The organism is Mucilaginibacter pedocola, assembly GCF_002013915.1.
Classification (GTDB): domain Bacteria; phylum Bacteroidota; class Bacteroidia; order Sphingobacteriales; family Sphingobacteriaceae; genus Mucilaginibacter; species Mucilaginibacter pedocola.
The window spans coordinates 547,100-564,796 of the sequence record NZ_MBTF01000023.1; the positions used below are offsets into that span (position 1 = coordinate 547,100).

A 17,697-nucleotide genomic window follows, 5' to 3' on the forward strand; every position below is an offset into this window, starting at 1 on the left:
GGTGTTTAGTTTTGGCGAGTGACAAGTTAGGCAATATCTGCTGTTATTTCAAAACGTTGAGATCGGCAGATTTCATCCAGCCTGTAATCCTTTTCCATTTGTCGGTAATGTAAGTGCAATGTGCCCAGCCATCCTTTTCGGTATCTATATAAACCACATCGCCCGCTAAAACATAGCCTTTCCGTTGCGTGGTTTTGTCGTCTTTATAAAAATAGGTTTTCGGGGTTACAGCATATTTTATGGCTATCCAGTTTTCTTTTTTGGTGAGCACGAGGCGGTTTACGCTATCGGCAAAATGCTCTACATTCCAGCAGCCACCGTGTTCTTCTTTTAGTTTTATGTCTGCTTCAGTTGCCGATTTATAAGTGAATGTGCCGGGGATAATGTCGTCTGTTTCGCCTTTTAATTTCGACGGTGGGAAATAAGTGCTTATTGTAGCTTTGCCGTTAACAACCTTACCCTCCAGGTAAAATATGCATGTAAAAAGAGGCTCTCCATGCCCGTCGTCCCCGGTGCCACTGTGTAAAAGCCCGTTAATATTTTTGTTTCCGGGTTATAAGCAAGCGTCATTTCAAGGTATTGCCCGGGTGTAATTGATTGGCAAAATGCATTGTAAGAGAAGGCAAGTGGGAGAAAGACAAAAAGTATAATTTTCTTCATAGAACGGGGGCTTAATTGTTTTCTCAAAGTAAACAAATATTCTGTTCAGGAAGTAAGTATTGGTTACATTGAGCTTAGATGATAGGTTATCACCCCACAAATCCCTAATTTTGCGCCTCTAAAAGTAAAATATGTCTATAAACAGCGACGAGGAAAGAAACGGCATGCAACAGGCGAGCGATGCTGTTGCCATTACATTGAAAAAGATGCGCGAGTTTGCCACCCCGGGCATGTCAACCAAGCAGCTCGACGATTTTGGCGGCCAATTGTTACTGGAAATGGGCGCAGTTTCGGCACCAAAGCTTACTTATGATTTTCCGGGCTATACCTGCATTTGCGTAAACGGCGAAGTGGCGCACGGCGTACCATCTACAGATAAGATATTACAGGAAGGCGACCTGGTGAATATAGATGTATCGGCAGAGCTAAACGGCTTTTGGGCCGATAATGGCGGCTCGTTTGTTTTGGGTGAAGATATACACGGCCATGGTAAACTGGTAGAAGCCTCGAAAGAGATATTGAAAAAAGCTATCAGCAACATAAAAGGTGGGGTACGCGTATCTGAAATTGGCAGGCTGATAGAAACAGAAGCTAAAAAGGCAGGCTACACCGTTATAAAAAACCTTACAGGGCACGGCGTTGGCCGCAGCCTGCACGAAGAACCTCACGAAATAGCAAACTACTGCGATAAGTACAATACAACGCGCTTTAAAAAGAACTCAGTTGTGGCGATAGAAACTTTCATCTCCACCAAATCAACCATTGCCAATTCGCAGGCCGACGGTTGGACCATGACAGGCAACAAAGGCGGCTTTGTGGCCCAGCACGAGCACACCATTATGGTAACCGGCGGGCAGCCCGTAATATTCACCGCGCAAAACGGTATTTGGGATTAATTTAGCATATCCTTATAAACGAGAAAAGCCCTGCAATTTGCGGGGCTTTTCTCGTTTATAATTTTTTGTCATCCTTGAGCGCAGCGAAGGATCTGTTAGCCACAATGCAATATTAGATTTGCAAATCGGCGAATAGATGCTTCGTCCCTCAGCATGACAAAGGATTACGACATCTTCAGTTTCTTCTGAATATCGGCAACGTAGCCTTTAAATTTCTTATCGGTATCTATCAGGTCTTCTACGGTTTGGCAGGCGTAGATAACGGTTGAGTGGTCGCGGCCGCCGAAGAAGTGGCCGATAGATTTTAATGAGCTTTTGGTGTGCGCCTTGGCCAGGTACATTGATATTTGGCGGGCCTGTACAATTTCGCGCTTGCGGGTTTGCGATTTTATCATTTCGATAGGCACCTCAAAATACTCGCAAACCAGGCTTTGGATGTATTCCATAGAAATTTCCTTGGCCGAATTTTTTACGAAATTCTTCAGCATCTGCTTAGCCAGGTTCAAATCTATCTCCTTGCGGTTAAGGGTTGATTGTGCCAGCAATGATACCATGGCGCCTTCCAGCTCGCGCACGTTGTTATCAATGTTGTGGGCAACGTACTCAACCACATCGTTTGATAGTTCGATGCCGTCCTGGTAGATCTTGTTTTTCAGGATGGCCATGCGGGTTTCCAAATCAGGAATCTGCAGATCTGCAGATAGGCCCCATTTGAAACGCGATAGCAAGCGCTCTTCTAAACCGGCCAGATCCTTAGGGGCTTTGTCTGATGTAATGATCAGTTGTTTGCCGCTTTGGTGCAGGTGGTTGAAGATGTGGAAGAAGAAATCCTGTGTTTTTTCTTTACCGGCAAAGTTGTGCACATCATCCATAATGAGTACATCAATGGCCTGGTAAAAGTTCACAAAATCGTTAATGTTATTGTGCTTAAGGGCATCAACAAACTGCTGGGTAAATTTCTCGCAGCTTACGTATAGCACCAGCTTATCGGGCAGGGTGCGTTTTATTTCGTTACCAATAGCTTGTGCTAAGTGGGTTTTACCCAGTCCAACACCACCGTATATCATCAGCGGGTTAAACGAGGTGCCGCCCGGTTTGGCCGCTACCGCATAACCTGCCGAACGGGCAAGGCGGTTACAATCGCCTTCCACAAAACTTTCGAAGGTGTAGTTACGGTTAAGCTGAGGGTCTACATTCAGTTTCTTCAATCCCGGTATAACAAAAGGATTTTTAATATCCTTGTTAATAGAAATGGGAATAGGCATGCTTTGGCTTTTAGCCTCGGCACCGTTGCCGTTTGATGGCATGTTGGTAGTATACGGCTTGCTGGTAGATTGCTCCACAACAATGTTATACTCCAAGCGGCCTTCGTCTCCCAGTTGTTTCTTAATGGTTTTGCGTAACAAGCCTACGTAATGCTCCTCGAGCCATTCGTAAAAAAACAAACTTGGTACCTGAATGGTAAGCACGCTCCCTTCCATCCTCAAGGCTTTTATCGGCTCGAACCAGGTCTTAAAACTCTGGGCCGGTATATTGTCTTTGATGATCTGCAAGCAGCTATTCCAAACGTTAGTACAAGTTTTTTCCATAGTAGATAGTAGTAATTCTTTGATTTCCAGTACGTCTCAAAACGATTTTTTCGGCCGTTTCGGAACATCGAATATTCGGAAAAAAAGCCAATTAAAAAATACTTTTCAACAATTTTTCCGAAATATATTTATTCAAAAAGCACCATTTTTTAACGCGTAATTCATATAAAATGCTATCTTTCGCATGCTTACGGCAAATATGTGCCCGTACGCGTCGCAAACGCAGTTTTTAAAGTTTAAACAGCAATTGTATTTCCGCTTGTGTGGAAAAGTTCCGGCTTGCCTTACCTCTATTTGCTCTAAATTATTTTTTAAATTTTAACCGGCTTCCCATCTATTAATATTCCCCGAAAATATCCCGGAGCGTATCAGCTATTTCGCCCAAGGTGGCGTAGCTTTCTACAGCGGTTAAAATGTAAGGCATAAGGTTTTCTTTCCCTTTTGCAGCAGCTGCAAGGTTGTGCAGCGCCGTATTTACCTCAGCATTATTTCTATGCTCTCTTAAACGAACCAGCCCCTCAGTTTGTTTGCGGCGTATACTGTCATTTATTCTAAAAGTGCTATCTGCCACAGGCTCAGGCACAATAAATTTATTTACGCCAACAACTACCTTTTCGCAGCTTTCTATAGCGGTTTGGTAACGGTAAGCAGCTGCCGCAATTTCTTGCTGGATGTAGTCGTTTTCTATCGCTTTTACCGAGCCGCCCATAGCCTCTATCTTATCTATATACAACTGTGCGGCTGTTTCCATCTGGTTGGTAAGCTCCTCCACAAAGTACGATCCGGCCAAGGGGTCTACCGTATCGGTTATGCCGCTCTCAAAAGCTATGATCTGTTGGGTGCGCAATGCCGTACGTGCGGCTTCTTCGGTGGGTAGAGAGAGGGCCTCGTCGTACCCATTGGTGTGCAGGCTTTGGGTACCGCCAAGCACGGCGGCCATGGCCTGTATACTTACGCGGGCCACATTATTTATAGGCTGCTGGGCGGTTAGGGTAGAGCCGCCGGTTTGGGCATGGAAACGCAGCTTTTGTGCACCCGCATCGGTAGCGCCAAGCTCTTGGGTGATGTTTGCCCACATGCGCCTTGCCGCCCTGAATTTTGCTATCTCCTCGAAGAAATTATTATGGCAGTTGAAGAAGAATGAGAGACGTTTGGCGAAGATGTTTATATCTAAACCTTTCTCCAGCGCCGCCTTTAAATAGGTTTTGCCGTTGGCGAGAGTGAAGGCAAGTTCCTGCACGGCAGTGGAGCCGGCCTCGCGTATATGGTAACCCGATATAGATATCGTGTTCCACTTGGGTAGTTCTTTGCTGCAATATTCAAAAATATCGGTTATCAACCGCATGGATGGGGCGGGCGGGTATATATAGGTACCGCGCGCGGCATACTCCTTTAATATATCGTTTTGTATAGTGCCCGATATTTCCTTCAGGTCGGCCCCTTGTTTTTTGGCTAGGGCGATGTACATGGCCATGAGGGTAGAAGCCGTGGCATTAATAGTCATGCTGGTGGTGATGTCCTGCAGTTTAATGCCATCGAACAGCACCTCCATATCCAGCAACGAATCTATAGCTACGCCAACTTTGCCTACTTCGCCTTCGGCCAGTTCGTGGTCGCTATCGTAACCTATTTGCGTAGGCAGGTCGAAAGCTACCGAAAGGCCCATAGTGCCCTGGCTTAGTAAATAATGATAACGCTTGTTGCTTTCTTCGGCGGTAGAAAAACCGGCGTATTGGCGCATGGTCCATGGGCGGCCGCGGTACATATCTTTTTGTATGCCGCGGGTAAAGGGGAACTCGCCTGGCAATTCGTTCATGCCCGAAGCTTTGGTATACACCTCTTTTATTTCGATGCCCGAATCGTTGCTGATCTTTTTGCCCGCCATGGTATCTTAAAATAGGTCTTCCAGGTCTTGCCTTAAAAGAGTGATAGCAATATCGTAAGGGTTTTCGTCCAGCTTGCCCAAATGGTTAAGGGTAATGCGGCCAAGGTCTAAGCCGTTAGCATCTTCGGGGAGGGCTTTTAGGGCGCTTCCTACTACTGCCAGGGTATCTTCTTTAACACGTTTTATAACTGCCCAGGCGCGGCTGCTTACATATATCTGCTGGGTAACGTTGTGCTGGTACTCGTTGCGCACCTCATTCATAATAACAGCATGCAATTCGGCAGCGGGTAGGCTATTGCCATTTAGGCGGATGAGCATATTGGCGGGGTTTACGCGCTCTATAAAAAGCACCAACCGCTCGTAGGCTTGCAAACGCAATGGCAAAGTTTGTGCACTAAGCCCCTTTTTTAGTTCGAGCGATTGCAGGGTTTGGCTTTTATCTAAATAAGGCTTAAAAAGGTAGAAGGCAATGTATATGATACCGATACCCGCTACGGTGTATTTTAAAATATCAGTTAGTAAACTCGAAAGATCCATGTTTTTCTAAATGTTAGGCGTAGGCCACAAATAATTGGGCACCCGCAAAAATCCGCATTTTAGGTTATATATTTGTATGGTTAATATAAAAATAAGATGAGCGCGACTGTGGAAACCCTTGTTGCACCGGTTACTTTAACGCCGGGTGCCGTAAAAGAACTTTATAAACTAAGAGACCAGCAGGAATTGACAGATGATTTTGGCTTGCGTATTGGCGTAGAGGGCGGCGGCTGCTCGGGCATGAGCTATGTGCTGGGTTTCGACCAAAAGAAAGATGGCGACAAAGAATATAACATCGAGGGCTTAACTGTGTTTATGCACAAAGCGCATGGTATGTATTTGGCCGGTATGCAAATCGATTTTCAGGATGGGCTTAACGCACGCGGGTTTACGTTTAACAACCCAAATGCTGCCAGCACCTGCGGTTGCGGTACATCGTTCTCGGTGTAACCACCTGCAATAGAAAATATTTTCGAAGCCTCATCCGGTTGGATGGGGCTTTTTTATTTGGCGGTTTTTAGCTTCTTGATGGTTTGCGCAACCCAATAAGGCACCGCGCCATTGTTGTAGCCCAAGCTTTGGAAAGCAATGTTGCCATCTTTATCAATCACCAGGGTTACGGGGCATTCGGTTACGCCATGGTAGGTAAAGTACGCCGCGCCGGCCGGAATAACATTAAAGTTGAACGGCGATATCTTCAGAAACTCTTGAACGTATGCTTTATCATCGGTAGTAATGGCTACAAATACAATGTTGCTATCGTTTTTATAGGCATCGGCAACGCGGTTTAATTCGGCTATCTGGTACCTGCTGGGTGCCGATGCTACCTGCCAAAAATTGAAGACAATGATCTTCCCCCTTAACTCTTCGGCGGTGATGGTTTTGCCGTTAACATCCTGCATGTTCAGCAATACAAAATGGTTTCCCCGCTTAAAAAATATAGTTTGCCTTGGCGATAGGCCTGCAAATTCGGCAGCCTCTGCAACGGTATCGCGCAATATAAGCGTAAATGCAGTGCTGTCGCTTTCGGGGTTTGTTGGCTTTAATTTGTATTTATTTGTAGCCCACAGCTTTTGCCATTCGGCATAGGCGTAGGGCTGGCCGTTTGCTGTGGTAACTTTTGTATTTTGGCTAAGTGCGTATTGGTTAACGGGTGCTTGTTGCTGGGCCTTTGCGGTTATTATGCTGAAAGTTAATGCAATAAGTATAATTATCTTTCTCACGGTGGCTGTGTTTTTCGGGCTTTAAGTTAGTGCAAGTTTTTTATGCAGGCAAAGTTTTAATTAAGCCGTTAAAACATAGGGCCCGGCTGTAACAAATGGAGGCATGCTATAGTCAAAATGCACACGAGTTTATTAAATTACAAGCATGCCGGTAAAAACTACCTACAGAGAGAATATAGCCATAGCACTACAGTCAATAGCCGGCAACAGGCTGCGTACATCGCTTACTGCCCTTATTATTGCTATTGGCATTATGGCCCTGGTGGGCATTTTAACCGCCATAGAAGGCATCAGGCAGTTTACTAACGATGCCTTTGCCGGGCTTGGGGCAAACTCGTTTACCATACAAAACCGCGGGGCAGGCATTAGTTTCGGCAATGGCGGGCACCGCAAAATTTATCCAGCTATAGATTACCAGCAGGCCGAGCGCTTTTATAAAACCTTTAAACTGCCTGCCCGCATGAGTATTGATTTTACGGTATCGGGCACGGCTATCGCCAAATACGAAAGCGTAAAAACAAACCCAAACATTAGGGTAATAGGCAGTAACGAAAACTATATTTTTATAAAAGGGCACAAAATTGCCTACGGTCGTAACTTCTCTACATCCGAGATTGAGCACGGTGCCAACGTGGTGATCATTGGCGATGAGTTGAAGAAGAAACTCTTTAAAACCGGCGACCCGGTAAATAAATACATTTTATTAGGCGCGAGCAAATTCAGGGTTATCGGCGTAATTGCCGCTAAAGGCAGTAATGCTTTCGGGGGCGATAAATTTTGCGTTATCCCGGTTTTGAAAGGCAGGCAGATAGCCGCTACATCCAAACCATCATTTTCTGTAGTGATCAATGTTCCCCGCCCCGAAGCTCTGGATGCCACCATAGGCGAGGCAACATCGCTTTTCAGAAATGTACGCGGGTTGCGCCTTGGGCAGGATAATAATTTTGAGATATTCCGTGCCGACTCCATCCAGGCCGAACTATCGAGCAACCTTGACGGCGTAACGGCGGCAGGTTTTGCCATAGGCATTATTACATTGATTGGTGCTGCCATAGGGTTGATGAATATTATGCTGGTATCGGTAACAGAACGCACGCGCGAGATTGGTTTACGCAAGGCCATTGGTGCTACACCATCGGTAATACGCAAGCAGTTTTTAATAGAGGCTATAGTAATATGCCTTATAGGCGGTGTAGGCGGCATCATACTCGGCATATCGGCCGGCAACCTTATTGCCGTACAAATAAGCGGCACGTTTGTGGTGCCATGGTTCTGGCTGTTTTGGGCAATTGCCCTGTGTACAGGTATCGGGCTGTCATCAGGCTTTTACCCCGCCAAAAAAGCCGCTAAGCTCGACCCTGTTGAGGCGCTTAGGTATGAGTAGGGGTTAGAATCAAGAAGTAAGAGTCAAGAATCAAGAAAAAAACTTAATTGGTATACAAACCTTTTAGTTATGGTTGTTTTGTATGTTATTAAAACAGCAATTTATTTTTTAAGGGATAACTTTCAACCAACAGTTTTTCAATATAATCAGTAGTAAGCGCATCTTCAAATGCCTGGGCGTGGCGCGGGTGGTGCATATCGCTCGACATGAAATCTACTATCTGCTCGTCAACCATCTCCTCGGCAATTTTTTGGGTTTGTTTGCCGTAGTAGCCTGTTAGCGATATAGTATTTAATTGCATCGCACAGCCCCAGCTGCGTATAGCGCGCATACGGTCAACCCCCATGTAAGCGTAACGCTCGGGGTGGGCCAAAATAGGTTTATAACCCGCATCGCGCATTTTTTGCACCATTTGTATTACGTTAGGCGGCTCGTTAATAAACGATAGCTCAAACAATACGTACTTTTCCTCACCCATTGTCATTAAGGTGCCTTCATCAATGCGGCGTTCAAATGTTTCGTCGAAGTAGTGCTCGGCAGCAGCCTCTACCGGTATATCAATGTTTTGGTTTTTTAGTTCCTCTTTAAGTACAGCAAGCGCGTTCATGATGCTGTCGCGGTCGTTACGGTAATAATCGGCCATAACGTGCGGCGTGGCAATTACTTTTTTAATGCCAAGCTCCATCATTTTTTTGATCAGTACAATTGATTCTTCGGGCGTTTGGGCGCCATCATCTATCCCCGGTAGTACATGCGAGTGCATATCTACCAAAATGGGCGAATAATCCAGCGTTCTTTCTTTCTTTACCTGCTTCTTCTTAAATAATCCAAACATCGTTTTTTAACGGTTATTATATTGCTCACTGTAGTACTCCTGGTAATGGCCCGATGTTACATCGTTCAGCCATCCTTCATTAGCCAGGTACCAATCTACAGTTTTTTCTAATCCTTCTTCAAATGTAATTGATGGTTCCCAACCCAGCTCGGCCTTTAGCTTGGTGGCATCAATAGCGTAACGTAAATCGTGCCCGGCACGGTCGGTAACATAGGTTATCAATTTTGCCGATTCGCCTTCTTCGCGGCCCAGTTTTTTGTCTAATATAGTACAAAGCAACTTTATCAGGTCTATATTTTTCCATTCGTTATGGCCGCCAATATTGTAGGTAGTACCAATAGCTGCCTTGTGGAATATTACATCAATGGCGCGGGCGTGGTCTTCCACCCAAAGCCAGTCGCGTACGTTTTCGCCTTTGCCGTATACAGGCACCGGTTTTTGCTGTTTAATATTGTTTATGGCTAATGGTATCAGCTTCTCGGGGAAGTGGAACGAGCCGTAGTTATTGCTGCAGTTTGATATTACTGCGGGCAGGCCGTAAGTATCGTGGTAAGCACGCACAAAATGGTCCGAACTTGCTTTTGAGGCCGAGTAGGGCGAGTGCGGATCGTAGGCCGTAGTTTCGGTAAACATATCTGTTTCGCCCAATGTGCCGTAAACCTCATCTGTTGATACATGGTAAAAGCGTTTGCCTTCGTAATTGCCTTTCCAAATGTTTTTGGCAGCATTAAGCAGGTTTACGGTGCCCACTACGTTGGTCATCACAAATTCTAACGGGTTGGTTATCGAGCGGTCTACGTGCGATTCGGCAGCCAAATGTATTACCGCATCAGGCTGTTCCTGCTCAAATAAATTGTTGATGTAGGCCAAATCAACAATATCGCCTTTTACAAAGCGGTAGTTGGGCTCGTTCTCAATATCTTTTAAGTTGGCCAGGTTACCTGCATATGTAAGTTTGTCCAGGTTGATGATCTGGTATTGCGGATAGGTTTTTACGAAGCGGCGCACTACATGCGAACCTATAAAACCTGCCCCGCCGGTTATGATGATCTTTTTCATTCGTTAAATTGAAAGCCGATGTTTAACAACAGACAACAACATCAGCCCGTTAATGTGTTTTTTTATTGTAAAGGGTTTTCGGCAATATATTTTTCCCAGTTCCAGGCCGATGCCATCATGGTGTTTACATCCAGCTCGGTTTTCCAGCCCAGTTGGTTGGTAGATTTAGTTACATCGCCCCAAACCTGCTCCACATCGCCTGCGCGGGCAGGGCCTATCCGGTAATTCAATTTCACACCGGTGGTTTCTTCAAAGGCCTTTATTACCTCCAGTACCGATGTACCCTTGCCTGTGCCAATGTTAAACATATCATAGCCTTTAAAACTATCCTTTTCGGCAAGTTTTAAGGCGGCAACGTGTGCTTTGGCTAAATCGACTACGTGTATGTAGTCGCGGATGTTGCTGCCATCGGGCGTGTTGTATTGGTCGCCAAAAACGGTGAGCATTTCGCGTTTGCCAATAGCGGTTTGGGTAATAAACGGCACCAGGTTTTGTGGCACGCCAATAGGCAACTCGCCTATCAGCGCACTTTCGTGGGCACCAACCGGGTTAAAGTAACGCAACGAGATAATTTTATAAGTACTGCCTGCGGCAATAACATCCTGCAAAATTTCTTCGGCTATTTGCTTGGTATTGCCATATGGCGATTGCGCCGGTTTCACAGGCGCATCTTCGGTAACGGGCAATACATCGGGCTGGCCATAAACGGTGCAGCTTGATGAGAATATGAAGTTAAGCGGTTTGCCCTCGTAAGCATTTAAAATATTCACCAGGGAGAAAAAGTTATTGCGGTAATATTTCAACGGCAGTTTTACCGATTCGCCAACCGCTTTGGAGGCCGCAAAATGTATGATGCCGCCAACTTCGGGTTCTTGCGCTGCAAAGTTTTTTACAGCAGCTTCGTCGCAAAGGTCAAACTGGTAAAGCGGTGGCTCGTAGCCGATGATCTTAGCCAACTGGCCAAGGATTTTGATGCTCGAGTTAGAAAGGTCGTCTACTATAATAGGGTCGTAGCCGGCATTCACCAATTCAACAACGGTGTGCGAGCCAATAAAACCTAAACCTCCGGTAACTAATATTTTCATGATAGGGCTTTTGTATAAAGCTAAGCCTTGCAATGGTTATTGCAAGGCTTAGCGGTTATTATTTGTTATAGGTTGTAAAATCTTTATGTTCTACTTTTTCCAGCACATCTTTTGGCAACGATTTAAAATACTCGTAAGTTATTTTTAAACCTTCTGCACGCGATACCTTAGGTTCCCAGCCCAAAATGGCCCTGGCTTTGGTAATATCCGGGCGGCGTTGTTTAGGATCATCGGTAGGTAGTTCTTTATAAACCATTTTTTGCGAAGTGCCGGTTAGTTTAATGATCTCTTCGCCAAACTCTTTAATGGTAATTTCGCTGGGGTTACCAATATTCATAGGTAAAGCATAATCGCTGAACAGCAGGCGGTAAATGCCTTCTATCAAATCGTCCACATAGCAGAACGAGCGGGTTTGCGAACCATCGCCAAATACGGTTAAGTCCTCACCGCGGATGGCCTGGCCTATGAATGCCGGCAGTACACGGCCATCATTCAGGCGCATGCGCGGGCCATAAGTGTTAAATATCCTTACAATGCGCGTTTCTACGCCGTGGAAGGTATGGTAAGCCATGGTGATTGATTCCTGGAAACGCTTAGCTTCATCATACACACCACGCGGGCCTACGGTATTTACGTTGCCCCAGTATTCTTCGGGCTGCGGGTTTACGCTTGGGTCGCCGTAAATTTCTGATGTAGAGGCAATAAGCATACGCGCTTTTTTGTGGCGGGCAAGGCCAAGCAGGTTATGCGTACCTAACGAACCTACTTTAAGCGTTTGGATAGGTATTTTTAAGTAATCGATAGGGCTTGCAGGCGATGCAAAGTGCAGGATGTAATCCAGCTCACCGGGTACATACACAAAAGTAGAAACATCGTGATTATAGAACTCGAAGTTCTCGAGTTTAAACAAATGTTCGATATTGCGCAGGTCGCCTGTGATCAGGTTGTCCATCGCAATTACATGAAAATCTTCTTTGATGAACCTGTCGCACAGGTGCGAGCCCAGAAAGCCGGCCGCCCCGGTTATTAAAATACGTTTACGCGTTGCCATTAAATTTTGTTTTTTGTTTTTCGTTGCAAACCTCCTGCCAAGGTTATGATATGGTAAATGCAGTTAACATAGCGCCGTACCAGTAATAAGTTGTTACTTTTACTGCCCGACGAAGATAATAATTACAATCAGAAAAATGCTTTTACTATACAACATTGGCATCACGTTATACTACCTGCTGGTGTATATAGTTTCAATTTTTAATAATAAAGCAAAATTATGGTTAAGCGGGCGCCAAAAGCAGCACGTGCAGCCTTTAAACAAGAGCATTTGGTTTCATTTTGCATCGCTGGGCGAGTTTGAGCAGGGGCGCCCCGTGCTGGAAAAAATGAGGAATATGTACCCCGACGTTCCCGTGGTAGTAACATTCTTTTCGCCCTCGGGCTACGAGGTGCGCAAGAACACGCCCCTTGCCGATGCGGTTTATTACCTGCCATTGGATACCTCTAAGAATGCTGCCCGTTTTATTGCCACCATTAATCCTACAATGGCCGTTTTTACCAAGTACGAGTACTGGTACCACTATTTTAACCAACTGCATAAAAGGCATGTGCCCCTATACATCATATCGGGCATATTTAGGCCGGGGCAGGTGTTTTTTAAATGGTATGGCGGGCTGCACCGCAAAATGCTGAAAATGGTTACATGGTTTTTTGTGCAGGATGCCGATAGCAAACACCTGCTGCAGGGGCTTGGCAAATCTAACATCACCATTAGTGGCGATACCCGCTTTGACAGGGTATGGGCAAACGCACAGGCGCCAAAGCCACTGCCCGAAGTTGTAGCATTTAAAGGCGATAGCAAACTATTTATTGCAGGAAGCACCTGGCCCGCCGATGAGGCCTTGCTGGCTAAACTGATCGTGAAATACCCCGACTGGAAATTCATTTTAGCCCCACACGAAATAGGGGTGGATAAGATAAACCATTTGGAAAGCCTGCTGCCGAAGGATAGCACAATTAAGTTTTCCAATATCTCAAATCTCACATCTGGTATCTCAAATCTTATCATTGATAATATTGGTATTCTTTCCTCGCTTTACCAATATGCAGATGTTGCTTACATAGGCGGCGGCTTTGGTGCAGGCATACACAATACGCTGGAAGCTGCGGCCTTTGGCATGCCGGTAATATTTGGCCCTAAGTACGATAAATTTAAAGAGGCGAGGGATATGATAGGCCTGCAATGCGCCTTCAGCATCAATACCGAAGAAGAATTACTGGCCGTGGCAGGTAGTTTAATGGATGATGAGATATCGCGTTTCAGGACAGCAAAAGTGGCACAGCGGTATGTGGAGCAGAATATTGGGGCAACGGATGCTATTGTGAAGTATATTAAAGAGAAGCATTAACTTGGTAGAGACGCAATACTTTGCGTCTCCGATAGGACAAGAGAACGAAATGCATTGTTGCTTTGCAACGGTAATTTGCATTAGGGAGACGCAAGGTATTGCGTCTCTACAAAAAATATAACCGCTTGCAAGGCTCTGTGCCTCTTTTTGTTTTTCTCTCTGTGTCCTCTTTGGTAAAATAACCCACCATTCAAAACCCTTCATTTTTTCTTAATATTGCCGCCATGGGTTTTTTAGATATTCCGGGGCTGGGCAAGGCGCATTATCACGAGTATGGCAGCGGCAGTAAACCCCTGCTGGCCTTCCATGGTTACGGGATGACGGGCAGGCAGTTCCACGTACTGGAAAACTCCATTCTGAAAGATTACCGCGTTTACGGTTTCGACCATTTCTTTCATGGCGAGAGCAAGCTAAGCGGTTGGAGCGAACAGCAAATTACTGCCGGTATGCCCAAAGCCATGGTGAAGGGCTATGTTGAGGAATGGTTTAAACTGTATGGCAGGCAACGCTTCTCGGTAATGGGTTATTCTATCGGTGCCAACCTGGCGCTGATACTATTGGAAGAATATGCCGGCCTGATAGATGAAATTATACTGATGGCACCCGATGGGCTCTCGGTTTATAAAGGCTTCGATTTTTTGGCCAATAAACCCGCAGGGCGCTTGTTTTTTAAAACCGTTACCAAAAGCAAATGGCTGGCACCGGGACTGATAAAAGGGCTGAAGAAAGTTGGCTTTATTGATGAAAGCCTTTTTAATATTGCTTATAACGAGATAGATACCGAACAAAAGCGGCAGGATGTGTATTATACCCTAAACCTCATCCGCTTGCTGAAACCCGATACCGCAAAAGTTGCCGAACTGATAAACAAGTACGATATAAAATGCCGGCTGATATTCGGTAAAAGCGATAACCTATTTCCGATGAAAGCCGCTATGCCTTTTTTGAGTACGCTGGATAACCCCGATGTGCACGAAGTTGAACTGGGGCACTGGCTGGTGGTGAAACAATTGGATGAGTATTTAGTAAATTTACGCCAATGATAGCCGCCCGCCGCAAGAAATTCCTGGCTGATGCCTTTGCTAAATACATGCACTACCGCATGCGCAAAACCTTTAACCGGCTGCAGGTGGTGAACCCTATTACGCCTAAACCCGGCCACTCGGTACTGCTGCTTTGTAACCATTTTGGCTGGTGGGACGGGCTTTGGGCCAATTACTTGGCCTACTGGCACCTCAAACGGAAATCGTACATTATGATGCAGGAAGATCATCTACTGGCGCGTATGTGGCTGAACCATTGCGGGGCATTTTCGATCAACCGAAGCTCGCGCGAGATGATACGCTCGTTGCAGCATGCCGCCGATATTTTGAACGATGCCGAAAACCTGGTGATCGTTTTTCCGCAGGGCGAACTGATATCTAACCATACCACCGAGATAAAAGTGGAGAAAGGCATCGAACGCCTCATCAAAAACATAAAAGGCCCTTGCCATATTATTTACAGCTGTGCACTGATCGAATATTTCGAGAGCCTGAAACCATCGGTATATTTTCACCTGCTGGATCTGGGGGTAGCAGGCGAGTTAAGCTTTAATGAGATAGACGAAAAGATAAGTGCCTTTCACCGGCAGGCTTTGAAGGACCAGGTAAACGTAGCCCACTGACGCATGCTGTACCCTAAAAACAATGCATTAATGAAGTGGGTATTTGATACCTATGTGAAGCGGCTGGTGGGCAAAACCTTTCACGAGTTTTTGTATAACGAGGTGGGGGTTGACAGCAATAAGTCGGTGCTGTTGGTAGCCAACCACTTCAGTTTTTGGGATGGGCTGATATTATACATCCTGAACATGAAACTGCTGCATAAGAAGTTCCATGTAATGATACTGGAAGATACCGCAAAGCGCGAAGGAATGCTGCGGTATGCAGGGGCATTTTCGGTAAGCAAGAATTCACGGGACGTGCTCGAATCATTAAATTATGCAGCGGAAATATTGAACCAGCCGGGCAACCTGCTGCTGATGTTTCCGCAGGGTAAACTATATTCAAACTTTGTAAGCCGGGTTACTTTTGAACAGGGTTTGCTGAAGGTGATGCAAAAGGCAGAAGGGAAATTTCAGCTATTGTTCGCCGCAACTTTTATTCAGTATTTTAAACATAAAAAGCCCTCGGTAACCGTTTACCTAAAGGCTGATGACAAGGGGCGCGGTTATCAAACTATTGATGAGCTGCAAAGCGCTTACCAGCAGCATTACGATGCCGCCAAACTGCAACAAACCGAAATTGATATAAAGTGATCGTAGTACTGCTTATTGTATTTATTTTCCTCATCCTGCGCTTTACGGTAACGCTGTTCAATTTTTTATCGAACCCCAAACTGCCGCATATTGGCAAGCATTATACCGATAAGGTATCTATACTTATTCCCGCCCGTAATGAGGAGCGGGATATTTTGGCCTTGCTACAATCGATACACCAACAGGATTATACCGATTACGAAGTGCTGGTGCTCGACGACAATTCTACCGATAACACCTATCAAATTTGCGCCGACTTTGCTGCAAAGCATCATCAGTTTAAAGTGATAAAAGGTAAAGCCTTGCCCACGGGTTGGTTGGGCAAAAACTATGCATGCCACCAACTGGCGCAGCAGGCAAGCGGGCGGTATTTTTTGTTTTTAGATGCCGATGAGGTGGTGCACAACGGGCTTCTGAATAGTGCCGTGCACCGCATGAAGCTGCGTGGCTTAAGTTTGCTTAGCCTGTTCACCAACCAAACCATGCTCAGCGCAGGCGAGCAAATGGTGGTACCGCTGATGCACTATATTTTGCTTAATCTGCTGCCCCTGCGGCTGGTTTACCTGGTGCGCAGTGCTTCGGTTGCTGCGGCCAGCGGCCAGTTTATGCTTTTTGATGCTGATAACTACCGCGAGTACCATTGGCACCAACTGGCAAAAAACAAGGTGGTAGAGGATGTAGAGATTATGAAACTGGTAAAAGCAGCCAAACTGAACGGCGAAGCTTTGCTGGCTAACGGAATGATCAATTGCCGCATGTATACCGGCTATAACGAGGCAGTAAATGGCTTCGGCAAAAACTTTTTGGCAGCCTTCAATTATAATATATTTGGCTTTATGGCTTACCTGCTGCTGATTATTGGCGGACCAGCCCTAATTATCATGACCATGAACCTGAACCTCGTTTTTATCATGATGGGGCTGATACTGCTCTCGCGGGTAATGATATCGCTATCGGCCGGGCAAAGCCCGCTCCGGAATATTTTTCTGCATCCTATTCAGATGCTCAGCCTGCTGGTTATCGGCTTCACTTCTATACAAAAGCACCTCACTAAAACCACCGAATGGAAAGGCCGCAAAATTTCGGTATAAACCCTCGTATTGCCGTGGTGGTTATTATCCTGTTCCATATCGTAGGGCTGGTAGGGTTAATGCTGCCCGTAACTCGCCCGCTATTTTTGCAGATAGTGCCCTGGCATTTGCTGCTGATGTTTTTGGTGATTGTATTTGGGCACAACTACATCAATAAAAAGTTTATCGCTTTTTTAGTCGTCACATTTTTAGGCGGGATATTGGCAGAATGGATTGGCGTGCACAAACAGTGGCTGTTCGGCCATTATGCTTACGGCCCAACATTGGGCACGAAGGTTTTTGATATTCCGCTCACTATCGGCATCAACTGGTTTTTGCTGGTTTACGCCACTGGCGTTACCATGCAGCGAAGCCGGTTGAAAAGCATGTTTGCCCGGGTAGTTGTTGGTGCTTTGTTACTGGTACTGCTCGACCTGTTGATAGAGCCCGTAGCCATCCGTTTCGATTACTGGCAATGGGCCGACAATATTATCCCCCTGAAAAATTATTACTGCTGGTTTTTGGTAAGCGCAGTAATGCTGCTCGCATTTGAGAAAGCCGGTTTTAAGAAACAAAGTATAGTAGCGCCGGTATTGTTGGCAACGGAGTTTGTGTTTTTTGGGGTGTTGGTTATCTGAACCATGATGCGCTTGATTTGAGGATTATCTGATGCAGGTAGGCAAAATCAGAGAATCCTTTAATCCCAAGAATCAAGGTTCAGAAAAAAAGCGATAGGGATAGGAGTGGATATCGGCCCGTGTGTAATGCCTGCA

The 17,697-nt window shown here is 45.7% G+C and carries 18 protein-coding genes; 9 read left to right on the plus strand and 9 right to left on the minus strand.

Annotated features, from left to right (window positions below):
• Positions 1 to 43: 43 nt before the first annotated feature.
• The gene (locus BC343_RS19960) at positions 44 to 271 is read right to left on the minus strand and encodes a hypothetical protein (RefSeq protein WP_078349555.1); all 228 of its coding nucleotides are present in this window, start codon (positions 269 to 271) and stop codon (positions 44 to 46) included.
• A gap of 520 nt (positions 272 to 791) precedes the next feature.
• Here BC343_RS19960 and map point away from each other — a divergent pair.
• Positions 792 to 1,556, plus strand: a complete 765-nt coding sequence (map, locus tag BC343_RS19970; RefSeq protein ID WP_078349557.1) for a type I methionyl aminopeptidase — start codon at positions 792 to 794, stop codon at positions 1,554 to 1,556.
• Between the two features lie 164 nt (positions 1,557 to 1,720).
• On the opposite strand, the gene dnaA is transcribed toward map, so the two are convergent.
• From dnaA to BC343_RS19985, 3 genes are all read right to left on the minus strand, one after another.
• Positions 1,721 to 3,145, minus strand: coding sequence for a chromosomal replication initiator protein DnaA (dnaA, locus tag BC343_RS19975; protein WP_078349558.1), 1,425 nt, complete (start codon positions 3,143 to 3,145; stop codon positions 1,721 to 1,723).
• A 337-nt stretch (positions 3,146 to 3,482) separates the two neighbouring features.
• Positions 3,483 to 5,030 (minus strand): acyl-CoA mutase large subunit family protein, encoded by a 1,548-nt coding sequence (locus BC343_RS19980; RefSeq protein ID WP_078349559.1) that lies wholly within the window; start codon positions 5,028 to 5,030, stop codon positions 3,483 to 3,485.
• A 6-nt stretch (positions 5,031 to 5,036) separates the two neighbouring features.
• A complete protein-coding gene (locus tag BC343_RS19985) occupies positions 5,037 to 5,567 on the minus strand; it encodes a DUF7935 family protein (protein ID WP_078349560.1) in 531 nt (176 codons plus the stop codon).
• Between the two features lie 96 nt (positions 5,568 to 5,663).
• On the opposite strand from BC343_RS19985, the gene BC343_RS19990 reads away from it, so the two are divergent.
• Positions 5,664 to 6,017, plus strand: coding sequence for a HesB/IscA family protein (locus BC343_RS19990; RefSeq protein WP_078349561.1), 354 nt, complete (start codon positions 5,664 to 5,666; stop codon positions 6,015 to 6,017).
• Positions 6,018 to 6,070: 53 nt separating this feature from the next.
• Here BC343_RS19990 and BC343_RS19995 read toward each other — a convergent pair whose 3' ends face one another.
• Positions 6,071 to 6,790, minus strand: a complete 720-nt coding sequence (locus BC343_RS19995) for a TlpA disulfide reductase family protein (protein WP_078349562.1) — start codon at positions 6,788 to 6,790, stop codon at positions 6,071 to 6,073.
• Positions 6,791 to 6,935: 145 nt separating this feature from the next.
• On the opposite strand from BC343_RS19995, the gene BC343_RS20000 reads away from it, so the two are divergent.
• Complete coding sequence (locus BC343_RS20000) at positions 6,936 to 8,174, plus strand: ABC transporter permease (RefSeq protein ID WP_078349563.1); 1,239 nt, start codon at positions 6,936 to 6,938, stop codon at positions 8,172 to 8,174.
• Between the two features lie 88 nt (positions 8,175 to 8,262).
• Here the strand turns inward: BC343_RS20000 and BC343_RS20005 are convergent, their stop codons facing one another.
• The 4 genes from BC343_RS20005 to BC343_RS20020 form a co-directional block, all read right to left on the minus strand.
• Positions 8,263 to 9,009 (minus strand): tyrosine-protein phosphatase, encoded by a 747-nt coding sequence (locus BC343_RS20005; RefSeq protein WP_078349564.1) that lies wholly within the window; start codon positions 9,007 to 9,009, stop codon positions 8,263 to 8,265.
• Between the two features lie 6 nt (positions 9,010 to 9,015).
• Positions 9,016 to 10,068 (minus strand): dTDP-glucose 4,6-dehydratase, encoded by a 1,053-nt coding sequence (rfbB, locus tag BC343_RS20010; RefSeq protein ID WP_078349565.1) that lies wholly within the window; start codon positions 10,066 to 10,068, stop codon positions 9,016 to 9,018.
• A gap of 62 nt (positions 10,069 to 10,130) precedes the next feature.
• Entirely contained in the window at positions 10,131 to 11,156 is a 1,026-nt protein-coding gene (gene galE, locus BC343_RS20015) for a UDP-glucose 4-epimerase GalE (RefSeq protein ID WP_078349642.1), read from the minus strand.
• Between the two features lie 55 nt (positions 11,157 to 11,211).
• Positions 11,212 to 12,204, minus strand: coding sequence for a UDP-glucuronic acid decarboxylase family protein (locus tag BC343_RS20020; RefSeq protein WP_078349566.1), 993 nt, complete (start codon positions 12,202 to 12,204; stop codon positions 11,212 to 11,214).
• Positions 12,205 to 12,340: 136 nt separating this feature from the next.
• On the opposite strand from BC343_RS20020, the gene BC343_RS20025 reads away from it, so the two are divergent.
• The 6 genes from BC343_RS20025 (at position 12,341) to BC343_RS20050 (ending at position 17,562) form a co-directional block, all read left to right on the plus strand.
• The gene (locus tag BC343_RS20025) at positions 12,341 to 13,555 is read left to right on the plus strand and encodes a 3-deoxy-D-manno-octulosonic acid transferase (RefSeq protein WP_078349567.1); all 1,215 of its coding nucleotides are present in this window, start codon (positions 12,341 to 12,343) and stop codon (positions 13,553 to 13,555) included.
• 224 nt (positions 13,556 to 13,779) lie between these two features.
• Complete coding sequence (locus BC343_RS20030) at positions 13,780 to 14,598, plus strand: alpha/beta fold hydrolase (protein WP_078349568.1); 819 nt, start codon at positions 13,780 to 13,782, stop codon at positions 14,596 to 14,598.
• Positions 14,595 to 15,221 carry a lysophospholipid acyltransferase family protein gene (locus BC343_RS20035; RefSeq protein WP_078349569.1) on the plus strand — a complete coding sequence of 209 codons (627 nt, stop codon included), beginning with the start codon at positions 14,595 to 14,597 and terminating at the stop codon, positions 15,219 to 15,221. The genes BC343_RS20030 and BC343_RS20035 overlap by 4 nt, the downstream gene beginning before the upstream one ends.
• 3 nt (positions 15,222 to 15,224) lie before the next feature.
• Positions 15,225 to 15,854, plus strand: a complete 630-nt coding sequence (locus BC343_RS20040) for a 1-acyl-sn-glycerol-3-phosphate acyltransferase (protein WP_078349570.1) — start codon at positions 15,225 to 15,227, stop codon at positions 15,852 to 15,854.
• Positions 15,851 to 16,945, plus strand: a complete 1,095-nt coding sequence (locus tag BC343_RS20045; RefSeq protein WP_078349571.1) for a glycosyltransferase — start codon at positions 15,851 to 15,853, stop codon at positions 16,943 to 16,945. Before BC343_RS20040 ends, BC343_RS20045 begins: the two co-directional genes overlap by 4 nt.
• Positions 16,918 to 17,562 (plus strand): carotenoid biosynthesis protein, encoded by a 645-nt coding sequence (locus BC343_RS20050; RefSeq protein WP_078349572.1) that lies wholly within the window; start codon positions 16,918 to 16,920, stop codon positions 17,560 to 17,562. Before BC343_RS20045 ends, BC343_RS20050 begins: the two co-directional genes overlap by 28 nt.
• Positions 17,563 to 17,697: the final 135 nt, after the last annotated feature.